The sequence below is a fragment of the Novosphingobium indicum genome, from assembly GCF_014645195.1.
Classification (GTDB): domain Bacteria; phylum Pseudomonadota; class Alphaproteobacteria; order Sphingomonadales; family Sphingomonadaceae; genus Novosphingobium; species Novosphingobium indicum.
On the sequence record NZ_BMLK01000002.1, the window covers coordinates 72,059 to 94,281 of the forward strand.

The 22,223-nt window shown below is 64.7% G+C and carries 23 protein-coding genes; 13 read left to right on the plus strand and 10 right to left on the minus strand.

Annotated elements, in window-relative coordinates; genetic code table 11:
- Positions 1–19 precede the first annotated feature (19 nt).
- Complete coding sequence (locus IEX64_RS02050; RefSeq protein ID WP_188817771.1) at positions 20–1,711, plus strand: ATP-binding protein; 1,692 nt, start codon at positions 20–22, stop codon at positions 1,709–1,711.
- A gap of 15 nt (positions 1,712–1,726) precedes the next feature.
- On the opposite strand, the gene IEX64_RS02055 is transcribed toward IEX64_RS02050, so the two are convergent.
- The 3 genes from IEX64_RS02055 to IEX64_RS02065 form a co-directional block, all read right to left on the minus strand.
- A complete protein-coding gene (locus tag IEX64_RS02055; RefSeq protein ID WP_188817773.1) occupies positions 1,727–3,151 on the minus strand; it encodes an MATE family efflux transporter in 1,425 nt (474 codons plus the stop codon).
- Entirely contained in the window at positions 3,148–3,894 is a 747-nt protein-coding gene (locus IEX64_RS02060; RefSeq protein WP_188817775.1) for a 7-carboxy-7-deazaguanine synthase QueE, read from the minus strand. The genes IEX64_RS02055 and IEX64_RS02060 overlap by 4 nt, the downstream gene beginning before the upstream one ends.
- Positions 3,895–4,374: 480 nt before the next feature.
- Positions 4,375–7,212, minus strand: a complete 2,838-nt coding sequence (locus IEX64_RS02065; protein ID WP_188817778.1) for a valine--tRNA ligase — start codon at positions 7,210–7,212, stop codon at positions 4,375–4,377.
- Between the two features lie 162 nt (positions 7,213–7,374).
- Here IEX64_RS02065 and IEX64_RS02070 point away from each other — a divergent pair, with 162 nt between their 5' ends.
- The 5 genes from IEX64_RS02070 to IEX64_RS02090 all read left to right on the plus strand — a co-directional run bounded on the left by IEX64_RS02070 (position 7,375) and on the right by IEX64_RS02090 (position 11,827).
- On the plus strand, positions 7,375–8,490 hold the full coding sequence (locus IEX64_RS02070) for an ABC transporter permease (RefSeq protein ID WP_188817780.1): 1,116 nt from the start codon (positions 7,375–7,377) through the stop codon (positions 8,488–8,490).
- The gene (locus tag IEX64_RS02075; RefSeq protein ID WP_188817782.1) at positions 8,487–9,371 is read left to right on the plus strand and encodes an ABC transporter ATP-binding protein; all 885 of its coding nucleotides are present in this window, start codon (positions 8,487–8,489) and stop codon (positions 9,369–9,371) included. Before IEX64_RS02070 ends, IEX64_RS02075 begins: the two co-directional genes overlap by 4 nt.
- Before the next feature lie 10 nt (positions 9,372–9,381).
- Positions 9,382–10,320: an MlaD family protein gene (locus IEX64_RS02080; protein ID WP_188817784.1), complete on the plus strand. Its 939-nt coding sequence runs from the start codon at positions 9,382–9,384 to the stop codon at positions 10,318–10,320.
- On the plus strand, positions 10,320–10,985 hold the full coding sequence (locus IEX64_RS02085; protein ID WP_308422580.1) for an ABC-type transport auxiliary lipoprotein family protein: 666 nt from the start codon (positions 10,320–10,322) through the stop codon (positions 10,983–10,985). The genes IEX64_RS02080 and IEX64_RS02085 overlap by 1 nt, the downstream gene beginning before the upstream one ends.
- Before the next feature lie 284 nt (positions 10,986–11,269).
- Positions 11,270–11,827 (plus strand): outer membrane protein, encoded by a 558-nt coding sequence (locus tag IEX64_RS02090; protein ID WP_188817786.1) that lies wholly within the window; start codon positions 11,270–11,272, stop codon positions 11,825–11,827.
- Positions 11,828–11,913: 86 nt separating this feature from the next.
- Here the strand turns inward: IEX64_RS02090 and IEX64_RS02095 are convergent, their stop codons facing one another.
- The 7 genes from IEX64_RS02095 to crcB form a co-directional block, all read right to left on the minus strand.
- Complete coding sequence (locus IEX64_RS02095) at positions 11,914–12,648, minus strand: Nmad3 family putative nucleotide modification protein (protein ID WP_188817788.1); 735 nt, start codon at positions 12,646–12,648, stop codon at positions 11,914–11,916.
- Positions 12,645–13,358 carry an ATP12 family chaperone protein gene (locus IEX64_RS02100; protein ID WP_188817790.1) on the minus strand — a complete coding sequence of 238 codons (714 nt, stop codon included), beginning with the start codon at positions 13,356–13,358 and terminating at the stop codon, positions 12,645–12,647. The genes IEX64_RS02095 and IEX64_RS02100 overlap by 4 nt, the downstream gene beginning before the upstream one ends.
- Positions 13,355–13,570, minus strand: a complete 216-nt coding sequence (locus tag IEX64_RS02105) for a hypothetical protein (protein WP_188817792.1) — start codon at positions 13,568–13,570, stop codon at positions 13,355–13,357. The genes IEX64_RS02100 and IEX64_RS02105 overlap by 4 nt, the downstream gene beginning before the upstream one ends.
- 256 nt (positions 13,571–13,826) lie before the next feature.
- Positions 13,827–14,477 (minus strand): HAD-IA family hydrolase, encoded by a 651-nt coding sequence (locus tag IEX64_RS02110; RefSeq protein ID WP_188817794.1) that lies wholly within the window; start codon positions 14,475–14,477, stop codon positions 13,827–13,829.
- Positions 14,474–15,076 carry an FMN-binding negative transcriptional regulator gene (locus tag IEX64_RS02115; RefSeq protein WP_188817796.1) on the minus strand — a complete coding sequence of 201 codons (603 nt, stop codon included), beginning with the start codon at positions 15,074–15,076 and terminating at the stop codon, positions 14,474–14,476. Before IEX64_RS02115 ends, IEX64_RS02110 begins: the two co-directional genes overlap by 4 nt.
- Complete coding sequence (locus tag IEX64_RS02120; protein WP_373290119.1) at positions 15,076–16,305, minus strand: RluA family pseudouridine synthase; 1,230 nt, start codon at positions 16,303–16,305, stop codon at positions 15,076–15,078. The genes IEX64_RS02115 and IEX64_RS02120 overlap by 1 nt, the downstream gene beginning before the upstream one ends.
- A gap of 11 nt (positions 16,306–16,316) precedes the next feature.
- Entirely contained in the window at positions 16,317–16,724 is a 408-nt protein-coding gene (crcB, locus tag IEX64_RS02125) for a fluoride efflux transporter CrcB (protein WP_188817800.1), read from the minus strand.
- A 296-nt stretch (positions 16,725–17,020) separates the two neighbouring features.
- Here crcB and rpsU point away from each other — a divergent pair, with 296 nt between their 5' ends.
- From rpsU to gatB, 7 genes are all read left to right on the plus strand, one after another.
- The gene (gene rpsU, locus IEX64_RS02130) at positions 17,021–17,227 is read left to right on the plus strand and encodes a 30S ribosomal protein S21 (protein WP_039278277.1); all 207 of its coding nucleotides are present in this window, start codon (positions 17,021–17,023) and stop codon (positions 17,225–17,227) included.
- A gap of 153 nt (positions 17,228–17,380) precedes the next feature.
- Positions 17,381–17,893, plus strand: a complete 513-nt coding sequence (locus IEX64_RS02135; protein ID WP_188817803.1) for an FKBP-type peptidyl-prolyl cis-trans isomerase — start codon at positions 17,381–17,383, stop codon at positions 17,891–17,893.
- A gap of 122 nt (positions 17,894–18,015) precedes the next feature.
- Entirely contained in the window at positions 18,016–18,318 is a 303-nt protein-coding gene (gene gatC, locus IEX64_RS02140) for an Asp-tRNA(Asn)/Glu-tRNA(Gln) amidotransferase subunit GatC (protein WP_188817805.1), read from the plus strand.
- Positions 18,319–18,456: 138 nt separating this feature from the next.
- The gene (gatA, locus tag IEX64_RS02145; protein ID WP_188817807.1) at positions 18,457–19,944 is read left to right on the plus strand and encodes an Asp-tRNA(Asn)/Glu-tRNA(Gln) amidotransferase subunit GatA; all 1,488 of its coding nucleotides are present in this window, start codon (positions 18,457–18,459) and stop codon (positions 19,942–19,944) included.
- 37 nt (positions 19,945–19,981) lie between these two features.
- Complete coding sequence (locus IEX64_RS02150; protein ID WP_188817809.1) at positions 19,982–20,302, plus strand: AbrB/MazE/SpoVT family DNA-binding domain-containing protein; 321 nt, start codon at positions 19,982–19,984, stop codon at positions 20,300–20,302.
- Positions 20,299–20,709 carry a type II toxin-antitoxin system VapC family toxin gene (locus tag IEX64_RS02155; RefSeq protein WP_188817810.1) on the plus strand — a complete coding sequence of 137 codons (411 nt, stop codon included), beginning with the start codon at positions 20,299–20,301 and terminating at the stop codon, positions 20,707–20,709. Before IEX64_RS02150 ends, IEX64_RS02155 begins: the two co-directional genes overlap by 4 nt.
- The gene (gene gatB, locus IEX64_RS02160) at positions 20,702–22,204 is read left to right on the plus strand and encodes an Asp-tRNA(Asn)/Glu-tRNA(Gln) amidotransferase subunit GatB (protein ID WP_188817812.1); all 1,503 of its coding nucleotides are present in this window, start codon (positions 20,702–20,704) and stop codon (positions 22,202–22,204) included. Before IEX64_RS02155 ends, gatB begins: the two co-directional genes overlap by 8 nt.
- Positions 22,205–22,223 lie beyond the last annotated feature (19 nt).

Here is a 22,223-nt window from a genome sequence, read left to right on the forward strand (position 1 = left end):
TCTGGAATGCTGGTGTTGAATGAAGCAAATGCGACATGATGGTTTCGAGACGGCTCGCGAGGCGGGTCCGGGCGAAATCCCGACGAATGGCCCCGCCGGAGGCTCCGACCACGGTCGCGAACCGATCGGAGTCATTCTCGAGATCACCGGTGCCGGGACGCGCATTGCCTTCGACATCGATCGTCTCAACCAGATTTCCAAGAATTCCGATCCTTCCATCGCGCTCTCCGGGCAGGTCGGCAGCCAGGTAAAGATTCGCGTCGACAACGGCTGGCTGCTCGCCAGCGTGCGCAGCCAGAAGCAGGATGCCAAGGTGCCGGGCGGGATCGTCGCCGACGCCGATTTTCTCGGCGAAGGCCAGGAAGAGCGTCTGACCGGGCGGATTCACGGCTTCCGCCGCGGTGTGACGTTCTATCCGATGTCCGGCGGGCTGGTCTATCCGGCCACCAGCGACGACTTGCGCCAGATCTACGCCAGCGACGGGCGCAGCGCGATCCAGATCGGCAATGTCTATCCCACCAAGGACATCCGCGCCGGGCTCTACGTCGATGCGCTGCTCGGCAAGCACTTCGCGCTGCTCGGCTCGACTGGCACCGGCAAGTCGACGAGTGCCGCGCTGATCCTGCACCGCATCTGCGATCATGCGCCCGAAGGCCATGTCATCATGGTCGATCCGCACGGCGAATATTCGGCGGCATTCCGCAACACCGGCATCATCCTCGACGTCACCAACCTGCAGATGCCCTACTGGCTGATGAACTTCGAGGAGCACTGCGAGATCCTGCTGACCTCGCGCGGGGACGATCGCCAGATCGACTCCGAGATCCTCGCCAAGTGCCTGCTCGAGGCGCGGTCCAAGAACCGCCTTGCCGAGCAGATGGGCAAGATCACCGTCGATTCCCCGATCCCCTATCTGCTGTCGGATCTGTCCAACATCATCAACAACGAGATGGGCAAGCTCGACAAGGGGCACACCAGCGCGCCCTACCTGCGCATCCGCAACAAGCTCGACGAACTCAAGAGCGATCCGCGTTACCAGTTCATGTTCTCGGGCATGCTGGTGGGCGACACGATGGCGGACTTCATCGCCAAGCTTTTCCGGATGCCTTCGCGGGGCCGGCCGATCTCGATCATCGACGTTTCGGGCGTGCCTTCCGATATCACCAGCACTGTCGTCGCCGTGCTCAGCCGCCTGGTCTTCGACTTCGCCGTGTGGTCGCGCGAGGATAACACCCGCCCGATCCTGCTCGTCTGCGAAGAAGCGCACCGCTACGTGCCCAACGAGAAGAACGCCGATGGCTCCTCGGTCGGCCGCATCCTGTCGCGGATCGCCAAGGAGGGCCGCAAGTACGGCATCTCGCTCGGCCTGATCACGCAGCGTCCGTCGGACCTTGCCGAGGGCGTGCTCTCGCAGTGCGGCACGATCATCTCGATGCGGCTCAACAACGACCGCGACCAGGCTTTCGTGCGTGCCGCGATGCCCGAAGGCGCGCGCGGCTTCCTCGATTCCATTCCCGCCCTGCGCAACCGCGAATGCATCATCTGCGGCGAGGGCGTGGCGATTCCGATCCGCGTATCCTTCGACGACCTCGAGGAATACAAGCGCCCGGCCTCGGCCGACCCCTCGTTCACCGACTTGTGGAGCAAGTCCGGCGGGGAAGAGGAAATGGTGCTGCGGACCGTCCAGCGCTGGCGCTCGCAGGGCCGGTGATTTCCGGCTCCAGCCTTACATCCTGAACGCGTCGCGCCACTTGCCGAAGCGGTAATAGCCCAGGGTCAGCGCCACGGTCAGCACCGAGCCGACCGGATAGGCCCACCACACCGCTTCGCTGTCGAGCATCGGCCGCGACACGAAATAGAAGCCCAGACGCCCCGGGTAGAGCCCCAGGAACATGATCACCAGCGGCGCCACGACCGCGCCATAGGCGCGCATCGTGCCGGTCAGGATCATGGTGATCGAGACGATCACGAACGAGGTCGTGCAGATCAGCTGGATGTGCTCGGCGACCGGCAGGGCGGGGCTGCCGCTGCCGAGGAACAGGGTGAGCAGAGGACGGTCGAACCCGACGATCAGCGCGGCCAGCAGCACCGAAAGCGCAAGGTTCGTGCCCATGCCCACCAGCGTGACCTTGCCCACGCGTGAATGGTCGCCCGCGCCCAGCGATTGCGCGACCATGGCGCTGACTGCGGTGGAGATCGCGAAGGCGGGCATCTGCAGGTAGTTCCACAGCTGCAGCGAGGCACCGTAGGCGGCCGCGGCGTTGAGCCCCTCGCGGTTGACCAGGCCGACCATGATCAGGCCCGCGGATGAGACCAGCAGCATCTGGGCGCCCATCGGCAGGCCTTTGGTGACGATGTAGCGCAGCTCGCTTTTGCGGGGCAGGACATAGCCCAGCTCGGCGCCGCGCAGCCGCATCGGCAGGTCCTGCCCGTATATGCGCCAGATCTGGTAGACCATGCCGGCAATGTTGGCGCAGGCCGTGGCGAGGGCGGAGCCGGCGATGCCGAGCTGCGGAAACGGCCCGATCCCCATGATCAGCAGCGGATTGAAGATTGCGTCGATCACCACCGTCAGGATCATCGCGTACATCGGCGTCTTGGAATCGCCCGCGCCGCGCATCGCCATGGAGACCATCATGTTGATGCCCCCGAAGGGGATGGTGATGAAGATCACGCGCAGGTAAGCGAGCGCTTCCAGCTTGCTCGCATCCGGTGTTCCCAGTGTGTCGAGCAGGTCGGCGGCGAAGATCCAGCCCAATCCGGCAACAAACAGCGACAGCGCGAAGCAGAAGCCCGTGCCTGACCCGAAGGTCATGCGTGCCGCATCCACATCGCGCGCGCCGAAGTGCTGGCCTACGCGTACGGTCGTGGCCATGCCGAAGCCGAACACGGCGGCATAGAGCAGGAACATGATGACGTTGGCATTGGCAGTGGCCGCCAGCGCGCTTTCGCCGATCAGCCGCCCGACCCAGATCGCATTGACCGAGCCGTTGAGCGTCTGCAGCACGTTCGAAAGCAGCATCGGCAGCGAGAACAGCAGCAGCGTCTTGAGGATCGGCCCCTGCGTCAGGTCACCCTTCATCGGCGGTCGCGCCGCATCGGTTTCGACTGCCGGGTCTTCACCGGCCGGGATGGGGGACGCCTCGTTCATGTGCCTCTCGTGTCGCCCCAGAGATGGATGTGCAAGCGATCGGTGAAGCGCCATCCGCTCTGCGCGCAGAAATCCGCCAGCCATGCCGAACGTTCGCGCAGAATAGCGCTGGAGCGGCCTTCGGGCATGAGGAAGAGGCGTTCGCCGGGAATAGCATAGCGCTCCTGCAGGGCGCGCACTTCGTCGAGGTCCGGCTGCTGTGCCACCACGAACTTGAACACGGCGCGCGATTCGGCGGCCCAGGCGGTAAGGCGCTCGGGGATCAGCGCGAGATCGGCGGGGTTGCCGCTGTGCGCCAGCTTGGGGCTGACGTTGAACTGGTGCACCAGCGGATCGAGCGCGGGGTGCGGCGCGACCGTGCCATTGGTCTCGATCTCGACGTGCATGCCGGGGCGCAGCGCGTTCAGTTCCGCAACCATGCGCGCCAGTGCTGCGCCCTGCAGCAGCGGTTCGCCGCCGGTAATCACCAGCCGGTCGGGCGCCAGCGTTGCAATGCGCTCGGCAACTTCCGCTTCATCCAGCGTGATCTGGTTGGCCTTGCGCTCGAAGGCAGCTTCGTCGCGGTGGGGGCGGTTATCGCCCTCGAAACGCCAGGTGTAGGCGGTGTCGCACCACTGGCACGCAAGGTTGCAGCGCGAGAGACGCACGAACGTGCTCGGCCGCCCGATCGAGGGGCCTTCGCCCTGCAGCGAGGCGAAAATTTCCGGTTCGTCCGGAACGGTGGTGGCGAGGAATAATGTCACAAGGTTACACGTCAGGTTGACACGGTTTACACGGTCCAGAGGGAAAGGTGTCACCTTGCGCCGGACTGTCACCTTGTGCGGGTTCGAGGCGGAGCAGGGCGGTCATGCCGCGACACTGGCAGAAGCCGCGGGCGTAGGAAAACGAAATTGCCTCTAAACCTTCCCCCGCGATGGGGGAAGAATACGAAGCCTTGGTGAGCGGAGCGAACCTAGGCGCAGTTGGAAGGGGGTGAGAGGGCGTGGTGCTTCGAATATCACCCCCACCCAACTCCGGCTAGGCAGACAAGCTGCCAAGCCTGCGTATCCCTCCCCCATCAAGGGGGAGGAGGCCAGCGCATAGATTGCCGCTCAATCAAAAAACTGCCGTCGTCGCCGCGAAGGCGGGGACCCCGCTTCTGGCCGCAGGGCGCTTCGTGAGGAATAAAGCGGGGCCCCCGCCTTCGCGGGGGCGACGATGTGCTTTGATTTGGCGGAGGCTCTTTACCCCAGCCGTTCCAGCGCAGCAGCCAGCCGTTCCGCCTCGGCCGCATGGTGCGCGTGATCGGCGCGGGCCTTTTCGACCGCTTCGGGCTTGGCCTTCTCGACGAACTTGGGGTTCGACAGGCGGCCTTCGAGCGACTTGGCTTCCTTCTGCGAGGCGGCGAGGGCTTTTTCGAGGCGGGCCTTTTCGGCGGCGATGTCGATCACGCCTTCGAGCGGGATCGTCAGCATCGCATCGCCGGCGCCGACCTGCATGGCCGGGCCGTCCGGGGCTGCTTCGAAGTGGATCGCATCGAGGCGAGCGAGGCGGTCGACCGCCGTGCCGTTGCGCCCGATGATTGCCCTTGTGCTTTCCGAGGGTGTTTCCAGGTAGGCCGTGAGGCGCGCGCCCGGCGCAATGCCGAGCTCGGCCTTGGCGCCGCGCAAGTTGCCGATCAGCGCGATCAGCCATTCGACTTCGCGCTTGGCATCGGCATCGACGCTCGCACCCGGCTCGGGCCACTTGGCGGTGATCAGCGGATAGCCCTCGCGGTCGCCCATCTTGCTCCATAGCTCTTCGGTGACGAAGGGCATGAAGGGGTGCAGCATGACGAGGATCTGGTCGAGCACCCAGCCGGCGACGGCCTTGGTCTCGTCGTCGAAATTGCCCTTCACCAGTTCGATGTACCAGTCGCAGAACTGGTCCCACACGAAGTGGTAAATCGTGTTCGCGGCCGCGTCGAAGCGCAGGTCGGCCATGGCCTTGTCGAGTTCGGCCAGCGTCTCGACGACTTCGCCGATGATCCACTTGTTGACCGCACTCTGCGGTACGATGCCGGGACCGGTCTGATTGCCGATGCCGCCAGAAATGCCATTGCTCTGGCAGAAGCGGGCGGCGTTCCACAGCTTGGTGGCGAAGTTGCGGTACCCCTCGACGCGCTTCTCATCCATCTTCACGTCGCGGCCCTGGCTTTCCATGGCGGCCATGAAGAAGCGCAGCGCATCGGCGCCGTACTGGTCGATGAGGCCCAGCGGATCGACGACGTTGCCCTTGGACTTGGACATCTTCGCCCCGTCCGCCGCGCGCACGAGACCATGCAGGTAGAGCCGCTTCCACGGCACTTCCTTCATGAAGTGCAGCCCCTGCATCGCCATGCGCGCATCCCAGAAGAACAGGATGTCGAAGCCGGAGACCAGCAGGTCGTTGGGGTAGTGCTTCTGGAGCAGCGGCGCGTCCTCGTCCGGCCAGCCAAGCGTGGCGAAGGGCCAGAGCGCGGAGGAGAACCAGGTGTCTAGGACGTCGGGGTCGCGCCAGATGCCAATGCGATTTCCCGGCCATTTGCCCTGCAGGGACGCATTTACCACATCAATTGGATCGCTGATCTCGATAATTTCAAGATCGTTGCCGTAATGCGCTTTTGCGCGGGCAATCGCGCCTTCGACATCTTCTGCGACGAAATGCTCGTCTTCTGTAAGCGACATAAGATCGTAGCTGGCATTGCCATCAACAACTCGCGGCCCATACCACGCCGGAATCCGGTGTCCCCACCAGAGCTGGCGGGACACGCACCACGGCTGGATGTTCTCCATCCAGTTGAAGAAGGTCTTTTCCCAGGTCTTCGGGACGATCTCGATCGCGCCGGACTTCACCGCCTCGATCGGCGCCTGCGCGAGCTTTTCGGCATCGACGTACCACTGGTCGGTCAGCCAGGGCTCGATCACCACGCCGCCGCGGTCGCCGTAGGGCGTCTGGATCGTGCGCGGCTCTGCGTCGTGCTCGTGCGCGTTGCCTTCCTTGTCCCTGGTGACGTGCGGGATGAGCAGGCCGAGTTCCTTCATCTCGGCCACGACCATCTCGCGCGCCGCAAAACGCTCGACGCCAAGGAACTGTTCGGGGATCAGGCCGTCGGCGGTCTGGCAGACGTGCGCATCGGCATCGAGCATGTTGAGCATCTCGGCGGGCTTGAACCCGGCGCGCTTGCCTACTTCGAAGTCGTTGAAGTCATGCCCCGGCGTGATCTTCACTGCACCCGAACCGAGTTCGGGATCGGCGTGCTCGTCGGCGACGATGGGGATCTCGCGGCCGGTGATCGGCAGGGTGACGGTGGCCTTGCGTTCCAGCAGCGCCTTGTAGCGGTCGTCGTCCGGGTTCACCGCCACGGCCATGTCGGCCAGCATCGTCTCGGGGCGCGTGGTGGCGACCACGATGTGGCCCGAGCCGTCGCTGAGCGGGTACTTGAAGTGCCAGAAGCTGCCCTGAACCTCGCGCGTTTCCACTTCGAGGTCGCTGATCGCGGTCTTCAGGCGCGGGTCCCAGTTTACCAGCCGCTTGTCGCGGTAGATCAGGCCCTGATTGTAGAGGTCGACGAAGACCTTCACCACCGCCCTGGTGAAGTGCGGGTCCATGGTGAACTGCTCGCGGCTCCAGTCCATTGAGCAGCCGAGGCGCCGCAGCTGGCCGGTAATGGTGCCGCCGCTCTCGTGCTTCCACTCCCAGACCTTCTCGACGAACTGCTCGCGCGTGTAGTTGGTGCGCTTGTCCTGCCGTTCCTCCATCTGGCGCTCGACGACCATCTGCGTGGCGATGCCGGCATGGTCGGTACCCACCACCCACAGCGCATCCTTGCCGCGCAGGCGCTCGTAGCGGATCACCACGTCCTGCAGCGTATTGTCGAGCGCGTGGCCGATGTGCAGGCTGCCCGTCACGTTCGGCGGCGGGTTGACGATGGTGAAGGGCTGCGCGTCGGGCCGCTCCGGGTGGAACAGGCCGTTCTCTTCCCAGTGGGCGTACCACTTCGCCTCGATCTGGGCGGGGTCGAAAGTCTTGTCTAGCGCGGTGTCGGGCGTTGTGTCGGTCATGGCGCGGGGCTTTGCCAGCGGGCGGGTTTGCGCGCAAGACGCTAGTGCCACGCTTTCGCCGCAAGGCCCTGTCATCAGGCCGATGACACACCCTGTAACACAATTCGTCGCGCCGGTGGAACCACTTGCCGGTCCATGCTTTTTGCCTCAATACGAGAGAACATGCGGGAATACGCCGAATTCACCCTGTCGGAAAGCGACGATGGCAGCGCCCATACGCTGGTGCTGAAGGGGCCCCTGCGCGTCTATTCGCTGGGCGATCTCGACACGCGTTTGAACGCGCTGGAGGGCAATTTCGAGCGGATCGACCTTTCGGGCGTAACCGATATCGATACCACCGGCGCCTGGCTCGTCAGCACGTTCGCGCGCGAGCACAATCTTGCGACTGTGGGCGAAAGCGAGCAGGCGCGGCGCCTTTTCGCGGCGATCGGCAACATTACCGAGCATGAAGCGGAGCCGGAACCTGTTCCGGGCGTCTTTACCCGCACGCTGTCCGAGATCGGCGATGTCGTGCTCAACTGGGGGTATGGTTTCAAGCGAGCGGTCGCCTTCCTGGGTGAAACCGTTTCCGCCTTCGGTACGGTGGCACGCCATCCTTCGCGGCTGCGGGGCACGGCGCTGATCCACCACATGCAGTATGTCGGCGTCAATTCGCTGTGGATCATCGGCCTGATGAGCTTCCTGATCGGTATCGTCATCGCGCAGCAGGGCGCGGTGCAGCTCCAGCAGTTCGGCGCCGAGATCTACACGATCAACCTCACCGGCCGCCTGTCCATGCGCGAGCTGGGCATCCTGATGACCTCGATCATGGTCGCGGGCCGCTCGGGTTCCGCCTTCGCCGCGCAGATCGGCACGATGAAGCTGACCGAGGAAGTGGACGCGATGCGCACAATCGGCGTCTCTCCCATGGAGGCCTTGGTCGTGCCGCGCGTGCTGGCTTCCATGATGATGATGCCGCTGCTGGGGTTCTACTCCGCCGTCCTTTCGATCATCGGGGGGGCCTTCATTTCGAACTTCGCGCTCGACATTCCCTTCTGGACCTTCCTGCAGCGGACCCAGGAAGTTGTGCCGATCACCGACGTCTGGGTCGGGCTGGTCAAGGCGCCGGTCTTCGCGCTGATCGTGGCGTTGGCGGGGTGCTATCAGGGCATGCAGGTGGCAGGCAGCGCCGAGGAAGTCGGTCTGCGCACCACGCAGGCCGTTGTCACCGCCATCTTCACGGTTATCGTGCTCGACGCGTTCTTCGCCATCTTCTTCACGGAGATCGGTTGGACATGAACGAGCCGGAGGAATACGTCCGCGATACGCCCGCGTACGAGGATTATCCGATCGTCGTCGAGGGGCTGCGCAATGCCTTCGGCAGCCACGTCATTCACGACAATCTCTCGCTCAAGGTGAAGCGCGGCGAGGTGATCGGCGTTGTCGGCGGATCGGGCACCGGCAAATCGGTGCTGATGCGGTCGATCATCGGCCTGCAGGAGCCGACCGCGGGCCAGATCCACGTGCTGGGCCGCGATATGATGGCGGATCACGACGAGGACGACATCGACATCCGCTCGCGCTGGGGTGTGCTTTTCCAGGGCGGCGCGCTGTTTTCTACGCTGACCGTGGGCGAGAATGTCGAAGTGCCGCTCAAGCAGTTCTATCCCGAGCTTTCGGACGAACTGCGCAGCGAGATCGCGCGCTTCAAGGTGCGCCTGTCGGGCCTGCCGGAAAAGGCCGCGTTCAACTATCCCAGCGAGCTTTCGGGCGGCATGCGCAAGCGTGCCGGCCTCGCCCGGGCGCTGGCGCTCGATCCGGAGCTGCTGTTCCTCGACGAGCCGACCGCCGGGCTCGACCCGATCGGTGCCGCCGCGTTCGACAGCCTCACGCGCGAACTCAAGGAAACGCTCGGCCTCACCGTGTTCCTGATCACCCATGATCTCGATACGCTTTACGCGATCTGCGACAGGGTGGCGGTGCTGGCGGACAAGCAGGTGATCGCGGTCGGGACAATCCCCGAACTGCTCGCGCTCGATCACCCCTGGATTCAGGAATATTTCAATGGTCCACGTGGCCGGGCAGCGCTGGCAGCCAAAGGCGACTCCGAGTTGGAGGATGCCATGCCGGAATCGGATGAGAGTGCGGGCATGGACAGCGCAGGCATGACGGGAGCATAGGACACAAGGCATGGAAACTAGGGCCAATCACGTCTGGGTAGGCGCCGTCACGCTGATACTGCTCGCAGCGCTTGCAGCCTTCGTGCTGTGGATCGCGCGACTGAATGAAGGCGCGCAGCATGAATACGACATCTTCTTCAAGCAGTCCGTGGACGGCCTCGCGAAAGGCTCGCAGGTCGCCTACTCAGGCGTGCCCGTGGGGCAGGTGAAGAAGATCGAGCTGTGGCCGAAGGACCCCAAGTTCGTGCGTGTGCGCATCCGCGTGGATGAAAACGTACCGGTCACTGTCGGCACCACGGCGACCATCCAGGGCAGCTTTACCGGCGTTTCCGACATCCAGCTCGAAGGCGCGGCCAAAGGCGCGCCGCCGATCAAGGAGCCGGGGCCGGAAGGTGTGCCGGTGATCCCGACCAAACCCGGCGGTCTGGGCGAGATCCTCTCCAACGCGCCGCTGCTGATGGAGCGGCTGGCCACACTGACCGAGAACCTCAATCAGCTCTTGTCCGAAGACAATCGCAACTCGATCGCCGGCATTCTGCGCAACACCAACAAGATGACGCGCGATATCTCGAGCGCGACGCCGGAGATTCGCCGGACGCTGGTGGAACTGCAGGGTACACTCGATCAGGCGACGCAGACGCTGGCGTCCTTCCAGGGCGTGGCCGACAAGGCCGACGATCTGCTGGGCAGCGAAGGCAACTCGCTGGCCGTGCAGCTGCGTCAGACTCTGGCGTCCGCACAGAAATCGATGGATCAGCTCAACAAGACGATGGAGCATGCCCAGCCGGCGCTCGATCAGGTTTCGCAAAGTACGCTGCCTGCCGCTGAAGCCGCGATCCGCGACTTGCGCGCGACGAGCAAGGCGCTGCGCAACGTGACCGAGAAGATCGACGAGCAGGGCGCTGGCGCGCTGCTGAAGGGGCAGAAACTGCCCGATTACGAACCGTGATGTCTGCCGGGATGGAAACGATGATGGAAGAAGCGATGAAGTCCCCGGACAAGACCGGTGCTCTCAGGGGTGGCATGATCAAGGGCGTGCTGCTGGCCGCCTCCTGCTTTGCGCTATCCGGCTGCCTCAGCCTTGGCAGTAAGGCCCCCGATGAACTGTTCCGGCTGACGCCGGAGGAAACCGCTCCGGCCGGCGCGACGACCAGCGGCCCGATCACCGAAGCGATCGTGGTGCAGGACCCGGAGGCTGACCGCAGCCTCGACGTCCTGCGCGTGCCGGTGCGCGTCGATGCGTCCAGTCTGGCCTATCTCAAGAAAGCCGGCTGGATCGAAAAGCCGACCCGCCAGTTCCGGTCGCTCCTCGCCGAAACGCTCCGCGCCCGCACCAACCGGCTCGTCGTGGAAGGCGGCGATTTCGAAATGGCGGGCAAGACGCAGCTTGGCGGCCGCCTGCTGGAAATGGGCTACGATGTGCAGAAGCGGGCCGTTGTCGTGCGTTTCGACGCCATCCTCCGCGAGGGTGCGGGTGACGCCAGCCTCAAGACCAGGCGCTTTGAATCCATTGTGAACGTGATGGAACCGAAGGCCAAGTACGTCGGGCCGGCGATCAATCAGGCTGCCAACGACGTGGCGCGGCAGGTCGCGGACTGGGTGCAGGGCGCCTGACCCTTTGCACTGCGCATGGGAATCGCCCTTGCGATAGTAAAGCCTCTGATGCCGAATTATTTTTTGTGCTTTGTAGCAAGTAGGACTGAGATCGATTGAAGTGCCCTGAATCCGAGACATTCTGATCGGGTTAGCAGGTCAGTATTGTTGCAGTATTGCCACAAATATAGATCTGCTTAGGCATTGGGTTTTCTGCATATTTGACAGGCAGTCACTTGGCTGTATGGGGCGCGTCCCGGCTCTGCTCTGAGCCGGAACGGCATAATAATATTGCAGGAGTTCTCATGAAGAAGTTCGCCCTCATCGGCGGCGCGCTTGCGCTGTTCGCGATCCCGGCTGCCGCCAATGCGCAGGCTTTTGTTCAGATTGAAACCGGTCTCGATTCTGTCTCCGCCGACGGGGAATCGGATGAAGGCGTCCTCTACGGCATCTCCGCCGGCTACGACATGCCCCTTTCGGGCGGTATGTTCGTCGGCATTCAGGGTACCGTTGCCGACAGCACGACCAAGGAATGCGTCAGCGACGTCATTTCTGCCGGTGACAAGGCTTGCATCAAGACCGGCCGCGATCTGGCCGCTGTCGTTCGTCTCGGCACCACGGTTGGCGACAAGGGTAAGCTCTACGTTCTGGGCGGCTACACCAATGCCCGCCTCCGCGCGACTTATACCGACGGCACGAACTCGGGTTCGGACGGCGCTAACGGCGACGGCTTCCGTCTCGGAGCCGGTTACCAGTACGACCTGAGCGAGAACCTCTTCCTCAAGGCAGAGTACCGCTATTCGAACTACGAATCCGACTTCAGCCGTCACAATGGCGTTGTCGCTCTCGGCGTGAAGTTCTGATCTCAAGGAGGATGGGCAGGGCTTCGGCGCTGCCTGTCAGGAGGCCCGTCCCGGTTCGTCCGGGGCGGGCTTTTGTCCATCTGGCTCTACTGGGCGCCTTCGATCAGCGCGACGATGCGTTCAAGCCAGCGGCGCGGTTCCTGTGCGCGGCCGAGATCGCAGACGAATTCCTGCCCGCGCTTGGCGGAATCGAGCCCGGTGCGGCCGATCCAGCGATCAGCACGGTCGTGGTAGGTCAGGCCCCGCCGCTTGAGCCAGGGCGGCACGTCCCACAGGTTGAGCGGCCCACCAGGGCGTGTGAGGCGCAACTCTGATGGCGCCGACAGAGCGGTCCTGCCGGTGCCGAACCACAACGCATTGTTGGCAGGCCATTCGCCCTCGAGGTGGGGGTGATGCCGGGGCGGATCGCGCCAGTGCGAGGATTGCGCCACGATATCCGGCGCCCCGCAGGCCAGCACGCGCATGTGGCCGAAGATCCGGTGGTGGCGCTCGCCGGTTACGGGATCGGCGAATAGGCCGAAGAACAGGAAGTGGTCTCCGGGGCCGACGCCGTGCTTGAGCAGATGGCCTTGGGCCGCGCCGCATTGCCCGAACCAGCACAAGCCATCGGCGAACATCGGATCGTCATGGCAGAGATCTTCGCCGGTCAGCTTGCCGCGCGAAACCGTTTTCACCAGATCGCCGAGGTCGCGGTCCGCGAATGTGGTGCGAGACCGGTCGCGCGCAGGGATCGGCAGCGAGACGGGCACGCCGTCAACGATGGGAGAGGGCACGCCGCCTGCGGTGCTGTCGAAACCCTTGCGGCTGAAGACCAGCTTCATGCCGCCCCGAGCGACTCCGTTCGCGAAAGCGCCGCCATGCGCATGGCCAACGTGAAGGCCTCGAACCGGGCGGCGCGGCGTTCTGCGGCTTCCCAGTCCTCGCCCCACAGCTCGACCTGCCAGTCGGCCTCCAGTTCGGCAGCTTTCCACAGCGCTTCGGCATCGGCGCCGGGCCGGATCGCCTCAAGCGCGATGGTCAGCGATGCGGCGAGGCTGGCCAGCATTCTGAGTGCGGCGAGCACGAAGGCATCGTGCGCTTCCAGTTCCTCGCGCAGCCGGGCTAGCGTTGCCTCGGGCTGGGGGCGGTGGACGATGCCCGACACGCGAGTGAAGCGCACGCCCAGCCGGTCCTCGAACCGGGCGACCAGCGGTTCCCACACTTCTTCCTGCCGCGCATAGAGCGGCTCGTCGGGATCGGCGCGGTAGCACAGCGTGTCGGTCTCGGCGTAGGGCAGGACATCGCCGATCACCTGATCGGGGTTCTGGACAACGGCATCGATGGCGAAGTCAGCGAGATCGCGCAGGTGGAACAGGGCGGGATCGATCTCGTCTCCCTGCGCGGCCCATTCCGCTGCCATGGCTTCGGCCAGCGCCTGCGTCGGGACCACCTGCGGGCGTCCGCCGGCAGTCTTGATCGGGCGGCCGTCGAGCAGCACGCGCCAGCCATCGTCGGTCTGATCGACCGTTACAGTCCTGTAAAAGCGCTTCATTTCGGTGTGCGCCACTTTTTGACGAGAATGGAGGGGATAACGAAAATGTCCACCAGCCCGTTGCCTATCAGCAGATAGCCGACCCAGTCGGGCAGGCCGGGCAATATGCGGCCGGTGGCGATCAGCATGCCCGCGATCACGCAGGCCACGCCCAGCAGCCGCGTGATCTGGATCGCGGCAAAGCGTCCGGCGGCGGGGTCTTTCTCGCTCATGCCGGACATGCCTTTTTGAATTGGGATTCGCGCAGAGGCGTGGAGTCGCGGAGAAGATAAGGATTGGGTTCGCGCAAAGGCGCAAAGGCGCAAAGAGGCGGTTCTGCGCCGGAGGCGCCTTTTTCCGTTCCGACGTTTGCATGAAGATCACGCTTGGGTGTCATAGCGGCTTCGCCGCAAACACTTCCCCTTCGCGTCTTTGCGCCTTTGCGCGAACCAGAAGTCTCCGCTTTTCCGCGGCTCCGCGTGAATCCGATCATGCCAGCAGGTATTCCAGAAGCTCGGCAGGGCTCTCGACGACTTTTTCGGCGCCCGCTGCAATAAGCTCGTGCGGGTGGTGATAGCCCCAGTCGACGCCGATCCCGCGGCAGCCGGCGCTGACAGCCATCTGCATGTCGTAGGCCGTATCGCCGATCATCACCGTTTCCTCAGGCAGCGCGCCGGCCTGAAACAGCGCTTCCTCCAGCATTGCCGGGTGCGGTTTGGAGGGGTGGCGGTCGGCGGTCTGGAGCGTGACGAAGAGGTCTGCTATGCCGTTGTCGGCAAGGCAGTGGGCCAGACCCCGGTCGGACATGCCGGTGGCGACGCCGAGCGTCCAGCCTTTGCCGTGCAGGGTGCGAAGGGTGTCCTCGATACCGGGAAACAGCGGCTGCGACACGCGGCCCTCGGTGCGCGCGGTGCGGAAGGCGTCCTTGTAGGCCTCGGCCATGGCGTGCTGCTGCTCTTCGGTGCTGTCCGGTAGCAATTCGCGGATCGCGCGAGGCAGCGAGAGGCCGACGGCGCGGCGGATCTGGCCGCGCGGCGGGGCCGGCAGGTCGAAAGCACCGAAAGCGATCTCCATCGCCTCGCAGATGGAGGCCTGCCCGTCGATGAGCGTGCCGTCGCAATCGAAAACCGCGAGCTTCATCCGACGACATCCCGCATCAGCTGGGCAATGGCGCGCGAGCCTTGCGCATCGAGGCCAAGCGCCAAGCGTTCACGCTCGTCCGCGCTCTTGTTCTGCGAAAGTTTGAAGGTCGGGCGCCAGGCCTGCACTTCCATTTCGAAGCCGACGATCCCGGCTTTCAGCTTGGAAAGCGTGGCGGACGGCACCTTGTCCATGGTCCACGTTTCGCCTTCGGCGATGCGCGCTTCGTTACGGACGGAGAGTGCTTCGAGCAGGCCATCGAGACCGTCGCTGTCCATCCGGCGCACGCGGCCTTCCATTTCCACCGTCACGTAGTTCCATGTCGGCACTTGCGCCGCATCGGCATACCAGCGCGGGGAGACATAGGCCTCGGGCCCGTTGACGACGGCGAGCGCAGTCATGCCACTGAGGTGGCGGGCGAGCGCATTGCCGCGGGCAAGGTGGAACTGGATCGCCCCGTCCCCCGTCCACAGCACCGGCGTATGCGCGACGCGCGGGCCATCGGGCGTGGTCGCGAAGATCATGCCGAAGCCGATCTCGTCGACCAGCGCTTCCATCAGCGCGCGGTTCTCGGTGCGGAAGAGCGGGTTGGGATGCATCAGCGCTTGCCTTTCGGGCCTCCCGACCGGCCGCCGCCGGGCTTGCGCGCGCCGGGGCGTCCGGGTTTGGGCGGACCCTTGCCGGTCGGTTTGCCACCGGGCTTTCCAGGCCCCTTCGGACCAGGCTTGCCGGAACGGACGCGGCCTGATGGGCTCTCGCTGCGCTTGCGCCGCTCGCCGCGCCGTTCCTTGCGGTATTCCTTGGCGTGGGCCTTGGCGGCTCGCTTCTCGTCCGCCTTGCTCGGTTCGGGCGGGCCAAGGGGCAGCTCGGCGCCGTCCGCCTCGTCGAAGCCGAGGCTCAGCATCGAATTGGCGAAGTGCTCGGGCAGCGGCGCGGTCACGTCGAGCGGGGTGCCGTCCGGGTGGTCGATGATCAGGCGGCGCGCGTGCAGGTGCATCTTGCGGCTGATCGTGCCCGAAAGGAACGCATCCTGCCCGCCGTACTTGCCGTCGCCGACGATGGGGTGGCCGATGGCGGCCATGTGGACGCGAAGCTGGTGGGTGCGGCCGGTCAGCGGATGCAGCTCCACCCAGGCGGCGCGGTTGCCGGCGCGGTCGAGCACGCGGTAGCGGGTGCGCGCGATCTGGCCGCCTTCCTCGTCGACATGCATCTTCTCGCCGCCGGTGCCCGGCTGCTTGGCGAGCGGCAGTTCGATCATGCCGTCGTTGATGCTGGGCACGCCCACCACCAGCGCCCAGTAGATCTTCCTGGCCGAACGCCCTGAAAAGCGCTTGGAGAAATAGGCCGCGCTGCCCGGCGTGCGCGCGATCAGCAGCACGCCCGAGGTGTCCTTGTCGAGCCGGTGGACAAGGCGCGGGCGCGGACCATCGGGGGCAAAGGCATCGAGCAGCCCGTCGACATGCTGCTTCATGCCCGAGCCGCCCTGCGTGGCGAGGCCCGGCGGCTTGTTCAGCACGATGGCGGCGCGGTCCTGCGTCAGCACCATCGAATCGGCGAGATCCAGCTCCTCCTCGGTCAGCTCGCGCCGCGGGCGCGGGGCGTTCCCGCCGGGTTTTGCCTCGCCGCCCGGCGGCACGCGCAGGGTCTGACCGGCTTCGAGCCGGGTATCGACATCGGCGCGCTTGCCGTCGACGCGGATCTGCCCGGTGCGCGCCCAGCGCGAGACCATGGCAAAGCCGACCTGCGGCAGATGGCGTTTGAACCAACGGTCGAGGCGCACCCCGTCGTCGTCATTGTCGACGGTAAACTGGCGGACGGAATCGCTCATGTTCTGCTTGCTCATCCTACGTGCCGCATCAGGGAGAGGCCGATGAACAGGCTGGCAACGCCCGCGATCACCGAAATGCCGGTATAGAAAGCCGCCAGACCAAGCTGTCCGCGCTCGGCAAGCGACACGATGTCCAGGCTGAACGAGGAGAAGGTGGTGAACCCGCCCAGCAGGCCCATGGCCAGGAACAGGCGCGTGCCTTCACCATGGCTGCCGAAGCGGGCGAGCCAGCCGACGAGCAGGCCCATGAAGAGGCTGCCGAGCACGTTCACCGTCAGGGTGCCGTAGGGAAATTCGCTCGCGCGCACGGGGCCGAGCATGGCGGTCCAGGCGCGGCCTACAAGAAAGCGCAACCAGGCGCCGGTGCCGCCGCCCAGCGCTACGTAGAGCGAGGCCGCAAGAAAGGAAGGTTGGGGCATGAGGCCGCCTTAGCCGCGAATGCGCGGATTTCCAATCTCCGCCGTGTGTCATGCCCAACTGGAAATTTGCGGCGAAATGCCTTATATAGATAACAGGCCACAGCAGCCCGGCGTTGACCATGTTGTGCGGCAAGTTCTCTGGCGAGATTGCTTGCCTTTTCGTCCGTCCGGTGCTAGCGGCGCCCAACTTCGAGCCGACCCCAGGGGGATTCGGCGTATCTTCGTGTTTTATATGAAGGTGCTCCCCGCGTCGGAATGTGGGGCTAGCGCATTCGTTTTGTGAGGTGTTTCGGTTTATGCAGATCATGGTTCGCGACAACAATGTTGATCAGGCCCTTCGTGCGCTCAAGAAGAAGCTGCAGCGTGAAGGTGTCTACCGCGAAATGAAGCTGCGTCGTCACTACGAAAAGCCCTCGGAAAAGCGCGCTCGCGAAAAGGCTGCTGCTGTACGCCGCGCCCGCAAGCTGGAGCGCAAGCGTCTCGAGCGCGACGGCGTCAAGTAGGAATGGATTCCTGCGCATCTGCGTGGGGACCCTCAAAATCGCGGGTTCGCGCTTGAACGCGGGCCCGGCTTGAGCCATGAGGGCGCGGAAATTCTATCCGCGCCCTTTGTGCATCTGCACTTCCCGGGCAATTCCTTACGAGGTCTTTCGACGATGACAGAGATCACCCGCGTCCCGCTGCAGCCGATCGCCAAGGGCGCGCTTACCAAGATCTGGCTGGGTGTGGCCGCGGTTGCGCTGGCCGCCGGCGGTATCGCCTACGCCGCGCTTCCGCCCACCGTCCACGTCGAGACGCTGACTGCCGGTAACGGCGAGTCGCCGACGATGGATGACGTGGTGCTCATCAACTACAAGGGCACGCTTCCCGACGGGAAGGTGTTCGATCAGGCCGATCAGGTGCCGATGGCGCTGGGCGAAGTCGTTCCCGGCTTCAGCAAGGCGCTGGTGCAGATGCAGCGCGGCGGCAAGTACAAGGTCGAGATCCCCTCGGAGCTGGCTTACGGCGAAAAGGCCGTGGGCGACATTCCGGCGAACACCGACCTGACCTTCGAAATCGAACTGCTCGATTTCAAGAGCCGTGCCGAGATCGAGCAGCAGCAGCGCATCATGCAGCAGCTGCAGCAGATGCAGGCCCAGCAGGGCGCCGGGGCGGCTCCGCAACCCTGATCAGGCTGCCGTCGCTGGACGGCTGCCGCTTGATGAGGTGCCGGGCGGGTGCTAGCGCCCGCCGGTAGCCCTTTTCCTGTTCTGGGGCCGCATGTCGGCCCCGTCATCTTTGAGGAAACGCCATGTCGGTCGATACCGCAACCGTGGCCAAGATCGCCAGCCTCGCCCGGATCAAGGTGTCCGAGGGTGAGCTTGAGGCGATGGTCCCCGAACTCAACGGCATTCTCGCCTGGGTCGAGCAGCTGGGTGAAGTCGACGTCACCGGCATCGAGCCGATGACTGCCGTGATCCCCAACACGCTGCGCCTGCGCGACGATGTGATCGATGCCGATCCGCTCACCGGCGGCGGCAAGCGCGACGCGGTGCTGGCCAATGCGCCCGCGGCTGAGCACGGGTTCTTCGGCGTGCCCAAGGTGATCGAGTGATCCGTGCTGTTTTCCCATCCTTCGATGCTTCGACAGGCTCAGCACTCCGGATGAGCGGGTCGAAGAACAGAACGAATCTATCCCCGCTCATGCTGAGCCTGTCGAAGCACGAGCGGCATACAATGGCTGGAAAACAGCATGACTGACATTACCGAACTCGGCGTAGCAGCCATCCGCGACGGCGTGGCCAAGGGCGACTTCACCGCCGTCGAAGTGGCCGAAGCCTTCAACGCGAACGTCGCGGCGGCGCAGGACGCGCTCAACGCCTTCATCGTCGCCACGCCTGAAAAGGCAGTGGAGGCCGCAAAGGCCATCGACGCCAGGCGCGCCAAGGGCGAGGCGCTGGGCAAGATGGGCGGCGTGCCCATCGGCATGAAGGACCTGTTCGCCACCCACGGCGTGCAGACGACCGCGGCCAGCCACATCCTCGAAGGCTTCACGCCCGAATACGAGAGCACCGTCAGCCAGAAGCTGTGGGATGCTGGCGCGGGCATGCTCGGCAAGCTCAACCTCGACCAGTTCGCGATGGGCTCTTCGAACGAGACGAGCTACTTCGGCAACGTGATCTCGCCGTGGAAGCGCAACGACGGCGGCAATGCTCCGCTGGCGCCGGGCGGTTCCTCCGGCGGGTCTTCCGCTGCCGTCTCCGCGCGGCTGTGCCCGGCGGCGACCGGCACCGACACTGGCGGCTCGATCCGCCAGCCCGCCGCCTTCACCGGCATCACCGGCATCAAGCCGACGTATGGCCGCTGCTCGCGCTGGGGTGTCGTCGCCTTCGCCAGTTCGCTCGATCAGGCTGGCCCGATGGCGCGCGACACGCGCGACTGCGCGATCATGCTCGAAGCCATGGCCGGTTTCGATCCCAAGGACGCGACCAGCCTCGACATGCCGGTGCCCGAATGGGAAGCGAACCTTTCTGCCGACATGAAGGGCAAGAAGGTCGGCATCCCGCGCGAATACCGCATGGACGGGATGGACGAGGACGTCCTGAAGTCGTGGGACCAGGGCATCGCCTGGCTCAAGGAAGCGGGCGCGGAGATCGTCGATATCTCGCTGCCGCACACCAAGTATGCGCTGCCCGCCTACTACATCATCGCTCCGGCCGAGGCCTCCTCGAACCTCGCGCGCTATGACGGGGTGCGCTATGGCCTGCGCGACCTGCCCGACGGCGCCAACTTGCAGGATATGTACGCCGCCACCCGCGCTGCCGGTTTCGGCGCCGAAGTGAAGCGCCGCATCCTCATCGGCACTTACGTGCTCTCGGCGGGCTTCTACGATGCCTATTACACGCAGGCGCAGAAAGTGCGCACGCTGATCAGCCATGACTTCAAGAACGCCTTCACCGAATGCGACGTGATCCTGGCGCCGACCGCACCGAGCGCGGCTTTCGGCCTTGGCGAGAACGTCGACGATCCGCTCAAGATGTACCTCAACGACGTCTTCGCGGTGCCTGCCTCGCTGGCGGGCCTGCCGGCGATGTCGGTCCCGGCCGGGCTGAACCGCGAGGGTCTGCCGCTGGGACTGCAGGTGATCGGCAAGGCCTTCGACGAGCAGGGCGTGCTGAACGCGGGCCTCGCGATCGAGCAGCGCGCCGGGTTTGCGGCCAAGCCGGACAAGTGGTGGTGATTGACGGTATTACCTCGAGCGGGTAATACTTTCATCGATGAGGCACGAGAGCAACCTTACCAGCAAGGGGCAGGTGACCGTTCCCAAGGACATCCGCGATGCCCTGGGGCTCGTCGCCGGCCAGCCGGTGCGCTTCGAACTCGATGCCGATGGCAACGCCCGGATTCTCAAGGTCGACACAGTAGCCGAGAAAGAGCGGCGGAAGGCCGAATACCTCGACCGGCTGAAAGAGGCGCAGGCGATCTTCAAGGCCAACGATGCCTTTCCCGGCATGTCGACCGATGAGTACATGGCGATGATCCGTGAGCCGATCCAGCCGTTCGAGCGCGACGGCGCCGAGAGCGACGATCAGGCGTGATCTTCGTCGATTCCAATGTGGCCATCGATGCCCTTGACCCGGAATCGCCTTTCCATGGCTGGGCGCAGGATGGACTTGCCGATGCGTTGGGCACAGGCGCGTTCTTCAACCACATCGTCGTGGCCGAACTGGCAGCACGCGCGGTATCGGTCGAGGAACTGCAACGGATGCTCGATATCCTGCAGATACCGGTCGAGCCGCTGACGGATGACGTTGCATTCCGTGCCGGTCAGGCCTTCAAGGCATGGATCCGCAACGGAGGCCGCCGCGGCGCCCTGCTGCCTGATTTCGTGATCGGCGCTCATGCCGCGGCGCGCAACGCGCGGGTACTTACGCGTGACCCGCGCCGCTTTCGCTCCTATTTCCCAGAACTAGACCTGATATTACCGGAACCGACCAATGACTGAATCAACCTACCGCATCCAGGGCGCAACCGGTGACTGGGAGGTCGTGATCGGCCTCGAAGTCCACGCACAGGTCACGTCGAACTCCAAGCTGTTCTCCGGCTCGGCAACTGCGTTCGGCGCGGAGCCGAATTCGCAGGTGTCGCTGGTCGATGCGGCGATGCCGGGCATGCTGCCGGTGCCGAACCGCGAGTGCATCCGTCAGGCGGTGCGCACCGGCATGGCGATCAACGCGCAGATCAACAAGTGGAGCCGGTTCGACCGCAAGAACTACTTCTACGCCGATCTGCCGCAGGGCTACCAGATCAGCCAGCTCTACCACCCGCTGGTGGGCGAGGGCTCGATCGAGATCGTGCTTGACGACAAGGACCCCGAAGGCTCGACCAAGACCATCGGTATCGAGCGCATCCACGTCGAGCAGGACGCGGGCAAGCTGATGCACGACCAGCACCCGACGATGTCCTATGTCGACCTCAACCGCTCGGGCGTGGCGCTGATGGAGATCGTCAGCCGTCCCGACATGCGTTCTCCCGCCGAAGCAGGGGCTTACGTGGCAAAGCTGCGGACGATCCTGCGCTATGTCGGCTCGTGTGACGGCAACATGGACCAGGGCTCGATGCGCTGCGACGTCAACGTCTCGGTGCGGAGGCCCGGTGAGCCGTTCGGCACCCGTACCGAGACCAAGAACGTCAACTCGGTGCGCTTCGTCATGCAGACGATCGAGCACGAGGCGAACCGCCAGGTCGACGTGCTGGAGAGCGGGGGCAAGATCGTGCAGGAAACCCGCCTGTTCGATCCCACCAGCGGCACCACGCGTTCGATGCGCAGCAAGGAAGACGCGCACGATTACCGCTACTTCCCCGATCCGGACCTGCTGCCGCTCGAACTCGATGATGCCTTCCTCGAGGACTGCCGCAATTCGCTGCCCGAACTGCCGGACGCCAAGCGCCATCGCTACGAGAGCGACCTCGGCCTGTCCGCCTACAACGCCGGCGTGCTGACCGCCGACGTCGAGACCGCGCGCTGGTTCGAACTGTTGCTGGCCGAGACCGCCAAGGCAGCCGGCAAGCAGCCTGCAGACGTCGCCAAGCAGGCTGCCAACTGGCTGATCTCCGAACTGTTCGGCGCGCTCAACAAGCTTGGCACCAGCCTCGAGGAATCGCCCGTAGCCCCCGAAAAGGGCGGCGAACTTCTCGCGCTGATCGCCAAGGGCACGATCTCCGGCTCGGCCGCCAAGCAGGTGCTCGAAATCATGCTCGAGACCGGCGACGATGCCGGCGTGATCGTCGAGCGCGAAGGCCTCAAGCAGGAGTCCGACACCGGCGCGATCGAAGCCGAAGTCGACAAGGTCCTCGCCGCCAATGCCGACAAGGTCGAGCAGTACAAGGCGGGCAAGGAAGCCCTGTTCGGCTTCTTCGTCGGCCAGACGATGAAAGCCATGAAAGGCAAGGGCAACCCGCAGGTGGTGAACGAGATCCTGAAGGCGAAGTTGGGGTAAGGCAGAGCCCCCGGAACTG